The sequence below is a fragment of the Anaerocolumna cellulosilytica genome, from assembly GCF_014218335.1.
Lineage (GTDB): Bacteria > Bacillota > Clostridia > Lachnospirales > Lachnospiraceae > Anaerocolumna > Anaerocolumna cellulosilytica.
Window position 1 is genome coordinate 3,667,055 of record NZ_AP023367.1, and the last position, 16,972, is coordinate 3,684,026.

Genomic DNA, 16,972 nt, shown 5'->3' on the forward strand with positions numbered 1-16,972 from the left:
TCCCAGAACACATTTAAATAGATTATAATAATGATTGACTGGAGGAAGATTATGCAACTTTCATCCCATAACATCCCGGGACTAAAAACAGCTAATAGAAGCATTTTTTCAAAAGCAGGTATTCTTCTTTTTCTAATTATAATCCTGCTTTATCCCGCTTCCTCCTTTCAGGGAGCAAAAAACGGACTTCTACTTTGGTTTAATACTGTACTTCCTACACTACTGCCTTTTATGATTGTTTCTAACCTGATTATCCGACTAAAGATATCCAGTATCCTAAGTAAGCTCTTTTATCCTCTCTTTCACATATTCTTTGACGTAAGTGAAGAAGGTAGTTATCCTATTTTAATAGGCTTTTTATCTGGTATGCCGGTGGGCGCCAAAACAATTGGAGATATGGTTGAGAAAAAAATCCTCTCCTTAAGGGAGGGACAATATCTGCTTAGCTTTTGTAATAATGCAAGCCCTATGTTTATAATGAGCTATATTGCTATCTCCCAGCTAAACCTGCCTGGATTCAGAGTAGCTTTACTACTGATTCTCTACGGCAGCGGTGTACTCTCGGCTTTTTTCATTTTTCGCCTGCGAAGAGGTAGTAACCGGTTGACAGCTCAAGGATACGAATGTATGGATTCTTACAAGGATTCAACTACGTTTGATTTTGAAAAACTGGATGCAGCTATAATGGAAGGCTTTGAAGTTATTACAAAAGTTGGTGGCTACATGATATTATTCTCCATATGCGCACAGATTATTTCAGATTTTGGTTCAAGTATAAGTTATCTTAAATTGTTCTTAATCAGCTTTTTAGAAATAACAACCGGAATTAACAAACTTAACAATTCAGGTCTCGATATGAACATAAAAATAGCCTTAATTACCGGAATTACTGCTTTTGGGGGGCTATCAGGGCTTGCTCAAACCAAAAGTGTAATCAGCAATACAAGGCTATCCATTCATACTTACTTTAAAGGAAAACTTCTCCACATGATACTCGCTTTCCTTATTGCATATCTATATGTAAATTTCGTAGGCTATTAACATTCATTTATTCTATATCCTCTAAAAAGGTATTTTCATCAAAATTAAATTCCTCTTCTGCATACGCCTCATTTACCTGCTGAGCTTGAGGCTCCTGCACAGGTTCGGAATACATCTGGTTGCCAGCCAGTTCGTTACGGTTATTTGCTATAATATCCAAATTGCCTTTTAAAGAATTTAAAAGACCTTCATATTTATTTCTACTGCTTTCATAGGCATTGGATATAATCTGCTCGATATCAGCAAGCATTTCTTCTGTATATGCAAGTGCGCCTGCACGAATTTGGTTGGCATCATGATTGGCATCATTAATAATTTTTTCCGCTTCTGCCGCTGCATTATTAACCAATTCATTGGCTTCATAATAAGCCTGCTGCATAATTTCATGCTCATTAATAAGAGAGTGTGCCTTTTCTCCTGCTTCTGACATGATTATACCCGCTTTTTCTTCAGCATCTGCAATAATTGCATCCCTATTGGATATTATCTTTTGGTATCTTTTTATTTCATCGGGAGTTCTAAGTCTAAGTTCATCCAGTAAATCGTATAATTCATCTTTGGGAACGATTACTTTAGTAGTTGATAGCGGCTGCATCCTACAGCTTTCTACGAATTCGTATATATCTTCAATTAACTGCTCTATTCTACTGGCACCCATACTAACCTCTCCTTAAATTATATTTTTCATACATACTTTGTGCAACACATGCCGGAACAAACTGGTCAATTTTTCCGCCATAGCTGGCAATTTCTCTTACCATACTTGAGCTTAAATAGGCATATTCCACACTGGTTGTAAGAAATACTGTATCCACCTTAGGATTTATTTTATGGTTTGTCTGAGCTAACTGCAATTCATATTCAAAATCCGTAATAGCCCTTAAGCCTCTTACTATCATTCCTGCCTGTCTTTCTTCTGCAAAATCTACCAGCAGCCCCTGATACGCTTCAATTACTACATTAGGTATACCCTTTGTTGCCTCCTCCAATAACAGAACTCTTTCCTGCGTCGTAAACAAAGGGGATTTCTTACTGTTGGTTAGTACTCCTATAATTAGACGATCCACCAACTTAGATGCTCTATAAATAATATCAAGATGACCCAGCGTAACAGGATCAAAACTGCCAGGATAAATACCTATTCTCATTTTTTACCATACCTTTCCCGCCCCAAGTCTTTCATCCGAGCCGAGTATAGGCCTATATATAAATTTGAAAAACTTCAGCTTACTTTTTAAGCTTTACAGTGTAACACTGCTGTCTTTTATCTCAATAAAAACATGTTTATTTGTCTTATACGCTTTCTCTTTATAAATCGTAAATCCGGTTTCCTGCAAATAATCAAAGCTTGTCTCTACGGAAGCTTCCACAATTATAATTGTATCACGATGTACCAGATGTGAGCCGGCAAGATATATAAGTATTTGCTTTTCTATCTGCTTATTATACGGAGGATCCATAAAGACTATATCAAAGCTCTTCTCCTGCGTCTCTAAAACCTTCAGCGCCTGCATAACCTCCATCTGCAAAACGTGGGCATCCTCATTTAACTTTGTATTCTTAAGATTTAAGTTAATACATTCTGCGGCACTTTTATTATTTTCTACAAAAACAGCCGTTCTAGCGCCTCTGCTTAATGCTTCAATTCCGATTCCGCCGCTGCCACTGAACAAATCTAAAAAAACGCTATCGGGCAAGGTATGGTTCAGCATATTAAAAAGCGTCTCTTTTATCCTGTCTGTTGTAGGTCTGGTTTCAAATCCTTCTATCGTTTTTAATTGAATCCGCTTTGCTTTTCCTGCAATAACTCTCATATCATACCTCTTTACTTTACTACTTGGAAACCTTACCGTACTTATGTAAAATATCTAATAATATTGTATAATATAAAACTGGTTTGTCAACTTAATTTTGAATTTGTAAACTTAAATCACTAGTTAACATCCTATTATTTTAACTCATATAACGTTATAATTCAAGCAATAATTGATATTAAAACATGGTAAACTTATGAACTGACAATCATTGTTTTAGTAGATAGTCTAAGAAAAAGGGGAAGGTGCAATACACCCTCCCTTTTTTTATTAAAATATATGCTATTACTGTAAGCCAGACATTCTCTTTTCTTGTTCTGCAATCATTTTCTTAACCATCATACCGCCTACACTACCGTTCTGGTAAGAAGTTAAATCTCCATTGTAACCCTGTTTTAAAGGTACTCCGATTTCATTTGCCACTTCGTATTTAAATCTGTCTAACGCTTCTCTCGCCTGTGGTACTTCTGATCTGTTTCTACTTGCCATAATAAACGCCTCCATATTCTTATTAAGAACCTGTTCGATTATAGTGGTTCTGAATAATTCTGTGTTGTTGTTTGTTACGCTATTATTATGTGTACAATTCATTGATTTACTCAGGCAATTTTTGTTATCTTTTTTTAATCTTTCATGTATCGTTTGTAAACTCTACTACTATATACAGGTTACATTTTTATAAAATCAACCCATTGATAAAATATTTACTAATTATAATATTAAAAATTTTATGAAAACTATAGTTAAATAATCTTTTATCACTTGGGGTCTATTTTCACCAAATAACTCTCGTAATTTTTTTCAGGTGTAGATGGGCTTTCAAAAACAATTTCACCCAATCCTTTTAGCAAATCATGATTTAAGGTAACATACTTATCTTGCTCTAGCTTACCAATATAAATATATTCGATTTTATATTTATCAATTAGAGAATTAACCAGCAGGTTGTCCTCTGCGGTGTAAATAGTTTGGATATCCCCAGCTCTTTCTTCCAATACAGTGGTGTCTCCCCTCCAAAGCCATTCGTGAACATACCACCCTAAAACGGTTGGAAGCCCTGTTGCCATTGATATTCTTTCATGGTCTGAATAACTGTCACCATTAGATTCTAAAACAACTGGTGTGCCCATAACATTGTCATTCAACCAATTAACTGCCATATAATCATCTGGCATTTTTTCCTCTAAAAATGCGGCAGCATCCAGCCCTTTATAACCTGCCGTATCAAAAATATTGCCATACCAAGCCTTTACGGATACCACACAATACCAGGTGCTACATAGGAATAGGAGAAAGGTTATAATTCCAAACTTTTTTTGCCACCTGAAATTTCTTGTTTTGAAAAATTTAATAAAAATAAACCCAATACTGACTCCAAATAAAATAAAAGCCTGATAAGTCAATTTAAACATAGTATTAGCACGTTTGTAATCACCGGAATAGATATCCTTCACATATATAATTTCAGGAATCAACACCAGCCCAACAGCACAGAGACCTAATGTTAGAATAAACAATTCTGACGTATTTAAGCCATACATAAAATTTTTCCAGAATCCCATTTTGCACATCTTAGTTTCTTCTATCGGTTCCTGTGAGCTGATTTTTGATAGTACCTTCTGCTTAGTATTTGATTGCATAAGCTCTATAAACAAACCAGCAACAAGCACGACTGGAAGTCCCCACAGGATAATTAACTGATAAAATGGTGTCCTTGACACTGTCAACATTATTTCAGTCGAAATCTGATCAAAATTTAAGGAAAAAGGTAATGCTGTTATTTTGGCAATGGCCATTATATAGATTCCCTGCAAAGCTGTTATCCAGATGGCTTTTTTGGAGAATTGATAAAATATAAGGTTTGAAAATAATATTATTGCACCTGCCACCACATAATAAATTGGAAAGTCCCAAAAATTAGTAGTATGAAACAAGCCGATAAAAAAGCCTATTACTAAAATATGAGGACATAGAAGTTCTTCTTTCACGGAAGGATATATCCTGGCCTCCCTTTGTAGATTGTTTAGCTTGCTTTTTCGGTGAAGCATAAAGGCATATAAAATTCCAACCACTGTTAAAATGAACATAATATTGATGACATGAGCATGCAAATCCCCCAAAATAAATGAGTAACTTGGAAATTCATGGATTGTTTTATCGGCAGTATCCGGATTATATCCTATATATCTGGTAGAATCAGGAAACCAATAGCCTTTATCTATATCAACTCCAAGAAGGGTCCTAAGAATAGGCAAAAACCAATAATATAAAGGAAAATGCATATTACTGGCTAAAGATACGCCGATTCCTGATAAAACACCTCCAAAAGCAGAAAAAAGATAAAAATACTTTTTCTCTTTTTTATTCCCGTTGCCCTGTTCTGTAAAATGATTTTTAATCACATTATATACAAGCGAATAAGGCAGAACAAATCCAAAGGCCGCCAAGGTCATTAGCATCAGGTTATAACCTATGTTTGCCTTTAGAAAGGTTAACTTAGTTAAGAAGGTCGCCATATACTGGCCTACATAATAATAGTTTATGGTACTGCCGGAAAACCACAAATCCTTTGGGGGCATATAATCAGAGCGCATCATTACATTCATAAAACCATAATCCATGAATTTTTCCGTGCCGTAAGCCTCAGGTTTAAAACCACGAATATATGTCCATATTAAAAAAAACAATAAGAACAACACTTCTTCTTTAAGCATGGTCTTTATCTTAGTCTCAGAAAGCAAGTTCTTTCGCAATTCCTCTTTTGACTTAAGAAAAAGAAATATATTTATCCCAAAACATAGTATTACTACTAGAATACATGTAACGGAGCTAAACTTTATTATCCTTATAGAAGACAAAAACCAAACAAGATAACCGCTGACAGCAATACCCAGGGGTTTTGAAAATAAATAGCCGTTATCATGAAATTTAGAAAACATAAAACCTGTGAGGGGGAGAAAGCCAATTCCCAAGGCAAGTAAAGCCAGCCACCAGGTAATAAAATCCTTAAAGTCCTCTTTTAACAATACATACGCCAGAATGAATAATACCAGAAATACACTAACCAAGGCTATGTATTGCGGAGACATTTTTGTTTTATTGTGGGATGTATCATACCCCAAGTTGTTAGAAGTTTCCATTGTATTTTCCCCTTAGAATTTATATTGAGGTTTCTCTGGTAAATTCCCAGCAAATTCCTTTGCCGGAAAACCAATTATTTCTTATCAATATATTTGTTTATCTTAATAAAGTCACCAAAGGCTTTTTTACCGATTATTATGATTCGTTTCATATTAATCGAATTTACCCCGCCCTGCCTTGGTCGAAACGTAACTGGCAGGTATTTTACTTTTTTCTTCTTTTTCGCATATATAACTGAGACAAGAACATTAGAAAGATTATAGTCCTTGGGAATCAACTTGATATTATCTTTTAAAACCTCTGCTTTCATAAGACGAAAAGGGGTATTAGCATCCTTTAGAGATACATGAAAGCAAAGCTGTAATACAAGTTTTAAGGTTTTAGTAACCATAATTCTTGAGAAGCCGTCTTGCCTGCCTTTTCTATGACCAATAATCATATCATAGCGTTCTCTTTGATTCCAGAATTCCCAGAATTCTTCCGGTACCGTCTGCCCGTCAGAATCTGTCTGAAAGACATAATCCGCTCCCTGGTTAATCGCATAATGATAGCCATATAAAACCGTAGCCCCATGACCACCATTTGGTTTTGTAACAGGTAAAAAAAACTTCCTTGTTGCTGCTGCTTCTTTCATGATTTCATAAGTTCTGTCCTTACTTCCGTCATCAATTATAACCAACCTGCTGTCACCACTGATTTTTTCCACTATTTTATACCATTGGTTAATAACATCTAAAACGTTAGCCTCTTCATTGTAAGCAGGTATAATTATATACAGCTTATCCATTAAGACCTCCTTTAAATATATCCAAGGCGCGCCTTACCACCGCGTCCATGTTATAATATCTGTATTCAGCCAGCCTGCCAAGAAACAAAACCTTGTCCTCTTTTTCCATTTCTGACTCATATAAACTAAATTGCGCTTTATATTCCTTTGTGGGAAATGGATAATAAGGTTCTCCGTCACTGCAGGGGTATTCTTTTAAAATGGTTGTCTTTTTATGTTCCTGTGCTGTCATTTTTTTAAATTCTGTTATTCTTGTATAATCATAGTCATTAGGATAATTAACCACCGGTGCACTTTGATACTCTTCATGGTCATAGGTTTCAAAAACAAAGTCTATACTTCTGTATGCCAATTGTCCATGCTTGTAATCATAAAAATAATCTGTAGGACCGGTGTAAATCATCTTTTCGTAAGTAATATCTGATATAACTTCCTTATAGTCTGTATTTAACAGTACTTTAATGTTCTTATTGGTAATCATATTTTCACACATTTTTGTATACCCATACTTAGGCATTCCCTGATATTTATCATTAAAATATCTGGTATCCCGGTTCAAACGTATGGGAATTCTTGAAATAACAGATGTATCAAGCTCCGCCGGATCCAATCCCCACTGCTTCTTGGTATACGTTTCAAATATCTTCCGGTATATGTCTTCTCCTACCTTACTAAGTGCTACATCCTTACTGGTCTTTATTGCTTCTACCGGAACTGCCTGCTGCTTTAAGAAATCTTCTATTTGATCACAGGATAAATTTAGATTATATAAAGCATTGATAGTCTCTACCGTAATGGGCATTGGAATCAAATTCCCATCTACATAGGTCAAAACCCGGTGCCAGAAATCATTCCAGGGAGTGAATTGTCCCAAATAGCGGTAAACTTCCCGGTCGTTGGTATGAAAAATATGAGGTCCGTAATTATGAATTAATATACCGTCTTCATTGTGGGAATCGTATACATTACCGCCTATATGGCTTCTTTTCTCAATAACTAAAACTTTTTCCCCTAAAACGTTTGCTATTCTTTCTGCTACAGTTAAGCCTGCCAGCCCTGCCCCTACTACGACATACCTATAATTCATAATTAAACCCAATGCGTAACACGAATTCGTATTACTGCCACAATCTTACTGGTTGAAAGATACTTGTGGCTTCCTTTCTCTTCTTAATTTTCTTTCAACCTCTGGTTTCTCAAGCCATAATAGCTTTCCTCACTAGTTCTCATTACATGCTGCTTGCCTGCATGATTTAAATTCAACGTGTGAGATTCTTCTATATCACACTCGTGCCTATTGCTTGCTAATTCCACCTGCAGATTCGTACTGTTAAAATAGAAAGATTAAACCCATCCATTCAGTCTGTTTTATTACCAAGCCTACGTGTTGTATCATAGATAGATATATTTTGATTACCCATTCCTTCTTCATACACACAGGTAAAGGTATTACTAATATTCTCTTCATTAATAACATAAGCGTCACTGTAACGATTGTCAAGGTCAACAACGATGTAGCGTATATTGTTGATTTTTACAAGGTTTACAAGTTCCTCAGATGTACTCGCTTCATACATTAACCTGACTTGTTCATCTCTGGCTGCCGTGTCATATCCTGCAGACCATGCATAATACTGCCATCCCTGATAAAGCATGGCACCACCTAAAACAATCTGATTTAGTGCATAATTGGACGTTAGAAAGACATCCTCTGTATTGGTATTTTCTTCAATCCATTTGGTCAGACTACTATCTGTATCAAGCACCACCGATTTAGCCGGTCCGTTTTTATTCAGCAAAGTATAAAAGTCATAGATACCCGTAAATGTCATTGTTAGAACTGCCAGTACAGCAAATATTTTAACCCATAACCCTTTTCTTTGATACAGCTCAGCGAGAAAGTTTGCAGCAGGTATACCAAGGAGCATTACTCCTATCATAATATACTTATGATTTACGGCAATATCCGGTGTAAGTGACAGTGTTAAGGCGAGGAGTATCGGTGCCGCAAATGCAGCCATAAGATATTTTTGAAAGGATTTTACGGCTAAAAATGCCCCTGCAAGTACGAAAGGCAGGATGCCCAGCAGGTTATCTAAATAAGCAGCCGTACCAAATAAGGTTTTGTTCTCCGCTAAAAAGCCAAAATAAAAAGTGGGTGAAATACTGCTCCCTTCTATAAAAAAATTTGATTGCATTAGGGTTAGTATCCCCGCAATAACAGCAAGTACTACTAATTCCATACGTCTTACGGCACTGATTCCTATAACAAAAAGTACCGCCAATGCCGCAATTAATACTGCTCCATTCCAAAAAGCAATAGAACCTAGTAAAACTCCTCCAAAAATTGCAGTTTTTAAATCTTTAACTTCCCAATCTTCTTTTCTTAATAAAAAGCCCTTTATTGAAAAACTGCTATTTAGCCACCTCTCATATAATAGGGGAAGAAACAGTAACAGCAGTAACAGAAGAATTCCTAAGGAAAAAGCCAAATGCCTTTGGTTACAGTACACATTCAAATTCCACAGTCCCCAGTTTTCATTGGGTGTATATCCAATAAATTCTGTATTCCGGAGCAGAACCTCCAAAGGATTAGAATCTTTTGGAATCTCTGACAGGTATAAAAAGAGGCTTTTTGAACTACGGAAGGTAAAAAACAGAGCTGCCAGATACCCTGCTGTCCTCTTACCTGTTATCTTAACTGCTACTATAAAGAGGAGCATATATACCGAAAGGAGACTTAGTATACTTGGCACATTAAATGCGTAATCCAACCGCATACCTAACTTTTCCAGATTCCCTGCCATAAACTGAAACATAAAATGATAACGTATATCTTCACCTGCAAAATGAGAATATACGGTAGGGAAATTATTCCCTTTTGAAAACGACCGAATCATCCCGATATGAGGTGCAAAGTCACTGTAAACAGAATTGCCTACGTATATGTTTGTACCACGTATAAAAAAGGTTGACCACATAAGTATCATGGTGAGCAGTAATGCCAGTACAAAAAATAGCAGCTCACCATTCGTCATTCCCTTTCTTTGCCCTGCTGCCTCTGTCATTATAAAATTTATAAAATTATACTGCTTTGTACTTTTTTCATTGTCCATTGTATTTTTCTTTTTTCTATAGGCAGTAAACCAATAAACAACCTGGAGTAGTAAAAGAACAGTCATAACCAATATATTAGCTGTTAAAAGCGAATCCTTTTGTTCCCGTAATAAATATGCAGTTAAGTAAACGAACCAAGTAACACTAAGTGTCCCCGATAAATACCAAGCAGGAAATAGTACAAAACAAGAAGGTAAAGATAGCAGTTTACCATTATAGGATTGTTTACTTAAGTCTTTGAAACCCGGAAGCATAATGGTACATATAGTACAACCGGTTAAAATACTGACTGCAAGGTACACAAAACCTAACATATCTTCTCTCCTTCCCGTATTCCGTCTGCAATCAGATATCTGGGTCTGCCTTTTACTTCATGGTAGATTTTAGACAGATAGATTCCTATAATCCCAAGGCTTATCATAACAGAGCTTCCAATTATAAGCAGCAGTAATATTACTGTAGTAAAACCATCCAGAGCCTGTCCGGAGAGTTTCATATATAAAGTCTGCCCTCCAAGAATTAAAAACAACAGAAACATAATAAATCCCATAATGGTTATAAAATGGAGAGGTACTGTCGTATAGGAAGTCATCGCTCCCACTGCCAGCTTTAAAAGTCTTAAAAAAGACCATTTACTCTGTCCTGTCGTTCTATTCCTTACCTCAAAGGCAAGCTGCTTTCTTAAAAACCCAACCCAAGCTGCCATTCCCCGAAAGAAAGTGGTACGCTCTGGCATCCGCTTCCATGCCTCGATTACCTTTTTATCAAGCAATTTAAAATCCGAAGCATTTTTTAAATCAATAGAAGAAGTCTTTGACAAAAAACGATAAAAAATCTCTGAACAAAACTTGTAGAAGACACCTTCTTTTCCCCTATCTGATTTTATTCCTTCGACTACTTCGTATCCTTCCTGCCAATACCTATACATTTCCGGTATTAATTCAGGCGGATGCTGTAAATCGGAATCCATTACCAGAAGCACTTCCGTATCTGCGTATTCAAGACCTGCACAAACCGCAGCCTCTTTACCAAAATTTCTGGTAAGCCGCAGTGCAGTTATATTTTTATTTTCACAAGCTAACGCTGCAAGCTGTTCCCAAGTATTATCCGTAGACCCGTCATCAACCAATATAAACTCATAGTCTATACAATGTTCAATTAATATCCGCCTGATTTCCCCTATAGAAGCACGTATATGATTTCCCTCTTGATAGACCGGTATCACAATAGCAAGCCGTCCTGTTTTTACTTGTACCTTATCCAAATGACTCGTAACTGTTTGGATGTTCTCTATTTGTTCCATAATGCATCCCCTATCGATTCGTCAATAGTTTATATCAAAATCCGTATCCTGGACGGCTATAACCGTTAACTGCTCCTTAGTAGGTTTTTCATTAGTCATAAGACGATTTGCTTGATTTACCATTATTTTTTCAAAGATATTACGTATTCCTCTGCCATTGCCAAACATTTTTTTCTTGTCTTCCTCTAATAGAAGAAGCTTTTCCTTAACAATATTCACTGCTTCTGGCTCCATTGTTAAGCCAGCACTCTTTGCCATGGTTTTAAGAATAAGAAGCAATTCCTCCACCGTATAATCTTTAAAGTCGATAAATCGGTTAAACCTTGAAATAAGACCTGTGTTAGACTTTAGAAATTCGTTCATTTCTTCTCTATAGCCTGCAACAATTACTACCAAATTATCCCTGTTGTCTTCCATAAGTTTTACAAGCGTATCGATTGCTTCACCGCCAAAATCACTGGTACCTATACCACTTGCCAATGCATATGCTTCGTCAATAAAGAGTACACCGCCGATTGCCTCCTCTACCACTTCTTTTACTTTTAAAGCGGTTTGTCCTACGTAGCCGGCTACCAGCCCTGACCGGTCAGTCTCCACCAGATTGCCTTCTGATAGTATTCCAAGCTCTTTATAAATCTTTGCCACCAACCTTGCTACCGTTGTTTTTCCGGTACCCGGATTCCCGGTATATACCATATGATAGGATATATTAGTAAGTGGCATATTATATTCTTCACGTAGTTTTCTCACTTTAATCAAGTTAATTAGTGACTTTATTTCTTCCTTGACATTCTCAAGACCAATTAAGGTATTCAACTCCGCAAGCAGTTTATTCAAAACATCTTGTTTTTCTTCGAAAGGAAGAGTTTCTACAGGTGCTGACATCTGCTGCTCTTTACCTGCTTTTTTATGAAAGTCAGAATCAGCAAGTTCTCTTTTTCCTGCTTCTTCTTGCAGCCGATTCGGGTAACCAGTTTCTTCTGACTGATTTAGCCCCTTCTCCTGCCCTTTGATGAAACTGCTTCTATGAAAAATATATCTTTCCTTATACGCTTCAAAGTCCATGCCGGGTATTCTTAAGACCTGTGTACTACCCTCCAGGTTTTCACAGCTTATTTTGCGGAACACATATCTTTCATCAATACAGTAATCTAACTCCCTGGTATTTAAAAAAGCACTGACTTGCATAAAATATCCCATAATAAAGGAAGTCAGCTTACGATCCCTCCTGTTATTAATTTCAGCCATAGATAACAATATGTTAAGCAGTGCATCAAAAAAGCATCCCGCCATACAGGAGGATTTCTGCGTGTCTCTTAACCCGCATAGCTGTAACAGAATGGGGGGTGCCTTCATAACCTTCTCTGTCAGCATAAAAATATCCGCCTGAACACACTTTTCATCCATTATTCCAAAGGAATCCATACCCGATATTTCAAGAATAAAATTGATCTCCTCTGTACTAAAGCATCCACAGTATAATCCAAGCTGGATAAGAACAGCCTGGACATACATTGACAGCATATCATCTATGTTTCTCTTTAAAACCCTTTGCGGATTGTCCCAATACCCTTCTTCTAAAAGCTGTTCACAGTATCCGGCTAAGGTTTTATAATTTTCTCGTCCAATGTATAGTAATTTTGCTTTCTGAGAAATCCGGCTCATGATGACGCTCCCTTCGCTGCTGTTCTACCTACTGCCAAACCATATACTCCTTTTAAATTACGGCAATATCACAGGCCGGCCTGGAATATGCAGTGGGTGTACTCTAAATAAGTACCCATTTATATATTCATTATACTATATATTTCCATAAATAAAAAGAGGAAACGCTTATAAAGTGCCTATATCATAATTGTTTATCTTCTGCGCCAAGACAGGATTCTCTTCGTAAATAGTACTTATTTCCTTGTCAGTTAAGCTTTTAGCAGCTTCATTTGCCAACATTAAAACCTTGGCGTCATTATAAATATCCCCGATACGAAACTCCATATCACCACTTTGACGGATGCCAAACATATCCCCAGGTCCCCGGAGCTTTAAATCTTCTCCTGCAATATAAAAACCATCGTTGGACTGGTTAAGAATTTCCAGACGTTTTTTTGTATCTTTACCCATAGAACCACTTACAAGTATACAATAGGACTGGTACTTACCACGTCCAACACGGCCTCTAAGCTGATGCAACTGGGCAAGTCCAAATCTTTCTGCATTTTCCACCATCATTACGGTCGCATTAGGAACATTGACACCAACTTCAACTACAGTAGTAGAAACTAATACCTGAATCTCACCTTTAGCGAAGCGTTCCATAATATCATTCTTTTCCTTAGGTTTCATCTTTCCATGAAGATATTCTACCGCTATACTACCGGGTAATGCATCTTTCAGCTTCTCGGTATATTCAAGCACGTTTTCAGCTTCTATGGTCTCGCTTTCATCTACCATGGGACAGATTACATATGCCTGCCTTCCCTCAGCTACCTGCCCCGCAATAAAGCGATAGGCTGTCTCCCTGTAACCGGTGTCGACAACACAGTTTTTAATCGGCAGCCTATTGGCAGGCAGTTCGTCAACGACGGATATATCCAAATCTCCATATAATATGATTGCCAGAGTTCTTGGAATAGGAGTTGCACTCATTACTAATACATGAGGCTGGATACCTTTGTTGAATAAAGCCTCTCTTTGCCGAACACCAAATCGATGCTGTTCATCCGTAATTGCCAGTGCTAGATTATCATATTCTACCTTTTCCTGTATTAACGCATGGGTGCCTATAATAATATCTACCTCATGGTTCTTAATTTTTTCATAGGTCTTTCTTTTTACTGCTTGTGTCATAGAGCCTACCAAGAGAATCACCGTAAGTCCATATTCTAAAAACATTTCACGAATGGACTCGTAATGCTGTACTGCCAATACTTCCGTCGGTACCATTAAACTTCCCTGATAACCGTTTACTCCTACAAATAAAAGTGCCAGAGCAGCCAAAATCGTTTTTCCGGAACCCACATCTCCCTGCACCAATCGATTCATAGTTTTTACTCCGGTCAAATCCGTTAAGATTTCTTGCCAGACTCTCTTTTGAGCCTTGGTTAACTCATAGGGCAGCTTTTCTATGAAGGTACTGCATTCTTCTCCTTTAGAAAAACGAAATTGATTTGTGAGTACATTCTTTTTCTCCTTTAACGCCTGCAAAGCCAGCGTGAATTGAAAAAATTCATCAAAAGCCAGTCTTTGTCTTGCCTTTGCTACGTTCTCTTTATCCTTGGGAAAATGTATTTCCTGCAATGCACCTTTTAGTGCCATCAACTCATATTCTTTCACAATACGCCTTGGAAGGTAATCCTTTGAGAAATCTAACAGTCCCATCGCAGTTTTAACTGCTTTGGTAATTGTATTATTGGTTATTCCCGAGGTTAAGGCATATACCGGCTGCAACACATTCATTTTTTTTATATACTCTTCTCTGGTATAAATAGCGGGCTGCTCAATTACCAGTACCCCATTTTTTCTTACTACTTTACCACGAAATATAAAATGATAGCCCATTCTTAATTTGTTCTTTAAAAAGGGCATATTAAACCAGCTTAAAGTCAAAACTCCCGAATAATCCTTTACCCTGCAACTGATAATTTTTAGATTCCTAACCTGCTTTGTAACTGCTGCGTTTAATACAGATGCTTCAATTGTAGCAATATTGCCTTCCACCAGTTCTGTAATCGGAATCGGAGGTTCATGCATATCGTAGGTTCTGGGATAATGTTGTATCATATCGCTTACTGTGAATATCCCCAATTTATTCAAATCTTTTTCTGTCTTCTCTCCTATCCCCTTTATCTTTATAACTGGTGAAGACATGTTTAATGTCGTAAGTTCTCCCATTCTCTCGCCTCCTTACTATCGTTTTAAATAAAGCCCTCTCTAAATCACTTATTTAATTATAAAAAGTTCTCCGCGCTGTAGCTGTTCCCTTCAGAATTATGAAAGAAATTCCTTCTTAAGAAAGCTATCAACACGAAGAACCTATTATTTTATAAGAATTGCTTCACACCCAAAGTATGAAATCACCTATTATTCAACTGAAAGAACATAGTAGTATATCGGCTGTCCGCCAAAATGCACCTCCACGTCCACATCCGGATATTTTTCCGTAATCAAATCTGCAAGTTCGCCAGCCGCTTCTTCTGTTATTTCCGCACCATAATACAGACTGATTAATTCTGAATCATCATCCACTAAACTATCAATTAACTGAAAAGCTGTTTCAGAAATATCCGTTCCAACTGCAAGAATTGTTTTATCGTCCAGACCCATAATATTGCCTTGTTTGATTTCCTTGCCATCAATATTAGTATCTCTGACCGCATAGGTTACCTGACCACTTTTAACCTTTTTCATCTCTTCGGTCATGCGGACTTCATTTTCATCGGTAGTTTTATCATGGACATAATTTATAATGGCAGTAATACCCTGCGGTACGGTTTTGGATGGGATAACTACTATCTTCTTATCCTCTGTTAAATCCTTAGCCTGTTGTGCTGCCAATATAATGTTGCTATTATTTGGTAAAATAAATATAGTATCGGCGTTGACCTGCTCTATGGCGGTTAACATGTCTTCGGTACTAGGATTCATGGTCTGACCACCGGAAATTATATAATCCACACCTAATCCGTTAAAAATCTCATTGATCCCTTCCCCAATGGAAACAGATATAAAACCTACTTCTTTTTTAGGTTTTACTTCAGGTGCTTTTTCCTTCTTTTTCACTTCTGCTTGTTTTGCTGCCAGTTTCTCGGCATCTTTTATTAGTTTTTCTGTGTGTTCTTCTCTCATGTTATCAATCTTCATTCTGGAGAGAGCACCATAGGTTAATGCACGTTGGATTGCAAGTCCAGGGTCATTGGTATGTACATGAACCTTGACTATTTCATCATCCGATACAACTACCAAAGAATCACCTATTGATTCTAAATATCCTTTAAAATCCACATCCATTTCAGGTGTATATTCTTTGTCTAACATGATAATAAATTCCGTACAATATCCAAATTTAATATCAGCCGTATCAATATCAGCATTCACATTAATCTCAATATTTCTTGCGGGTACTGCTTCAAAAGTAACTTCTTTTCCAAGTAAAGCATCATAGGCACCTTTTAATACTTCTAAAAGTCCCTGTCCGCCGGAATCCACAACTCCTGCTTCTTTTAAAACAGGGAGCAGCTCCGGAGTTTGGGCAAGTACTTCCTCCATATACTTTAACACCTCTTCACCAAAGTATACTAAGTCTTCTGTCTCACCAACAAGCTGTGCCGCCTTTTCAGCACCGCCTCTTGCAACGGTAAGGATGGTTCCTTCTTTTGGCTTCATAACTGCTTTATATGCAGTTTCTACCGCTTTTTGGAACGCATTTGCCATAATGGTTACATTTATCTCAGTATATTCTTTAATTTCTTTTGTAAAACCTCGGAATAACTGTGATAAAATAACACCGGAATTTCCTCTGGCTCCTCGAAGTGAACCGCCGGATATAGCTTTTGCTAAACTGTCTATGGTTGGATTCTCCAGCTGACTAACTTCCTTTGCCGCAGACATAATTGTTAAAGTCATATTGGTTCCAGTGTCCCCATCAGGCACAGGGAATACATTCAATTCATTAATATATTCTTTCTTACTTTCAATGCTCTTTGCTCCCGCCAGAAACATCTTTTGAAGCATATAAGCATCTATTGTCTTGATAACCACAAGTTTAATCCTCCT

The 16,972-nt window shown here is 37.0% G+C and carries 13 protein-coding genes; 1 reads left to right on the top strand and 12 read right to left on the bottom strand.

Going from position 1 to position 16,972, the window contains the following annotated elements; translation table 11 throughout:
- The first annotated feature begins 51 nt into the window (after nucleotides 1–51).
- Nucleotides 52–1,041 (top strand): transporter, encoded by a 990-nt coding sequence (locus tag acsn021_RS15180; RefSeq protein WP_184094761.1) that lies wholly within the window; start codon nucleotides 52–54, stop codon nucleotides 1,039–1,041.
- 7 nt (nucleotides 1,042–1,048) lie between these two features.
- Here acsn021_RS15180 and acsn021_RS15185 read toward each other — a convergent pair whose 3' ends face one another.
- From acsn021_RS15185 to acsn021_RS15240, 12 genes are all read right to left on the bottom strand, one after another.
- On the bottom strand, nucleotides 1,049–1,699 hold the full coding sequence (locus tag acsn021_RS15185) for a V-type ATP synthase subunit E family protein (RefSeq protein ID WP_184094763.1): 651 nt from the start codon (nucleotides 1,697–1,699) through the stop codon (nucleotides 1,049–1,051).
- Nucleotide 1,700: 1 nt separating this feature from the next.
- On the bottom strand, nucleotides 1,701–2,189 hold the full coding sequence (coaD, locus tag acsn021_RS15190) for a pantetheine-phosphate adenylyltransferase (protein ID WP_184094765.1): 489 nt from the start codon (nucleotides 2,187–2,189) through the stop codon (nucleotides 1,701–1,703).
- Between the two features lie 93 nt (nucleotides 2,190–2,282).
- Complete coding sequence (gene rsmD / locus acsn021_RS15195) at nucleotides 2,283–2,855, bottom strand: 16S rRNA (guanine(966)-N(2))-methyltransferase RsmD (protein ID WP_184094767.1); 573 nt, start codon at nucleotides 2,853–2,855, stop codon at nucleotides 2,283–2,285.
- A gap of 285 nt (nucleotides 2,856–3,140) precedes the next feature.
- A complete protein-coding gene (locus acsn021_RS15200) occupies nucleotides 3,141–3,344 on the bottom strand; it encodes an alpha/beta-type small acid-soluble spore protein (protein ID WP_184094769.1) in 204 nt (67 codons plus the stop codon).
- Between the two features lie 269 nt (nucleotides 3,345–3,613).
- Nucleotides 3,614–5,995, bottom strand: coding sequence for a DUF2298 domain-containing protein (locus acsn021_RS15205; protein WP_184094770.1), 2,382 nt, complete (start codon nucleotides 5,993–5,995; stop codon nucleotides 3,614–3,616).
- 74 nt (nucleotides 5,996–6,069) lie between these two features.
- Nucleotides 6,070–6,783, bottom strand: a complete 714-nt coding sequence (locus acsn021_RS15210) for a glycosyltransferase family 2 protein (protein ID WP_184094772.1) — start codon at nucleotides 6,781–6,783, stop codon at nucleotides 6,070–6,072.
- A complete protein-coding gene (glf, locus tag acsn021_RS15215) occupies nucleotides 6,776–7,870 on the bottom strand; it encodes a UDP-galactopyranose mutase (protein WP_184094774.1) in 1,095 nt (364 codons plus the stop codon). The genes acsn021_RS15210 and glf overlap by 8 nt, the downstream gene beginning before the upstream one ends.
- Before the next feature lie 271 nt (nucleotides 7,871–8,141).
- Entirely contained in the window at nucleotides 8,142–10,214 is a 2,073-nt protein-coding gene (locus tag acsn021_RS15220) for a hypothetical protein (protein ID WP_184094776.1), read from the bottom strand.
- Nucleotides 10,208–11,203, bottom strand: coding sequence for a glycosyltransferase family 2 protein (locus acsn021_RS15225; RefSeq protein ID WP_184094778.1), 996 nt, complete (start codon nucleotides 11,201–11,203; stop codon nucleotides 10,208–10,210). The genes acsn021_RS15220 and acsn021_RS15225 overlap by 7 nt, the downstream gene beginning before the upstream one ends.
- A gap of 21 nt (nucleotides 11,204–11,224) precedes the next feature.
- The gene (locus tag acsn021_RS15230) at nucleotides 11,225–12,868 is read right to left on the bottom strand and encodes an AAA family ATPase (protein ID WP_243167954.1); all 1,644 of its coding nucleotides are present in this window, start codon (nucleotides 12,866–12,868) and stop codon (nucleotides 11,225–11,227) included.
- Between the two features lie 168 nt (nucleotides 12,869–13,036).
- Nucleotides 13,037–15,091: an ATP-dependent DNA helicase RecG gene (gene recG, locus acsn021_RS15235; RefSeq protein WP_184094780.1), complete on the bottom strand. Its 2,055-nt coding sequence runs from the start codon at nucleotides 15,089–15,091 to the stop codon at nucleotides 13,037–13,039.
- A 189-nt stretch (nucleotides 15,092–15,280) separates the two neighbouring features.
- Complete coding sequence (locus acsn021_RS15240) at nucleotides 15,281–16,957, bottom strand: DAK2 domain-containing protein (RefSeq protein WP_184094782.1); 1,677 nt, start codon at nucleotides 16,955–16,957, stop codon at nucleotides 15,281–15,283.
- Nucleotides 16,958–16,972: the final 15 nt, after the last annotated feature.

Bases quoted from the DNA above. Each gene is read 5' to 3' on its own strand.
- acsn021_RS15205 (WP_184094770.1), bottom strand. From the start codon at position 5,995: ATGGAAACTTCTAACAACTTGGGGTATGATACATCCCACAATAAAACA.
- acsn021_RS15220 (WP_184094776.1), bottom strand. From the start codon at position 10,214: ATGTTAGGTTTTGTGTACCTTGCAGTCAGTATTTTAACCGGTTGTACT.
- acsn021_RS15225 (WP_184094778.1), bottom strand. From the start codon at position 11,203: ATGGAACAAATAGAGAACATCCAAACAGTTACGAGTCATTTGGATAAG.
- acsn021_RS15200 (WP_184094769.1), bottom strand. From the start codon at position 3,344: ATGGCAAGTAGAAACAGATCAGAAGTACCACAGGCGAGAGAAGCGTTA.
- acsn021_RS15185 (WP_184094763.1), bottom strand. From the start codon at position 1,699: ATGGGTGCCAGTAGAATAGAGCAGTTAATTGAAGATATATACGAATTC.
- glf (WP_184094774.1), bottom strand. From the start codon at position 7,870: ATGAATTATAGGTATGTCGTAGTAGGGGCAGGGCTGGCAGGCTTAACT.
- acsn021_RS15210 (WP_184094772.1), bottom strand. From the start codon at position 6,783: ATGGATAAGCTGTATATAATTATACCTGCTTACAATGAAGAGGCTAAC.
- coaD (WP_184094765.1), bottom strand. From the start codon at position 2,189: ATGAGAATAGGTATTTATCCTGGCAGTTTTGATCCTGTTACGCTGGGT.
- rsmD (WP_184094767.1), bottom strand. From the start codon at position 2,855: ATGAGAGTTATTGCAGGAAAAGCAAAGCGGATTCAATTAAAAACGATA.
- recG (WP_184094780.1), bottom strand. From the start codon at position 15,091: ATGGGAGAACTTACGACATTAAACATGTCTTCACCAGTTATAAAGATA.
- acsn021_RS15230 (WP_243167954.1), bottom strand. From the start codon at position 12,868: ATGAGCCGGATTTCTCAGAAAGCAAAATTACTATACATTGGACGAGAA.
- acsn021_RS15180 (WP_184094761.1), top strand. From the start codon at position 52: ATGCAACTTTCATCCCATAACATCCCGGGACTAAAAACAGCTAATAGA.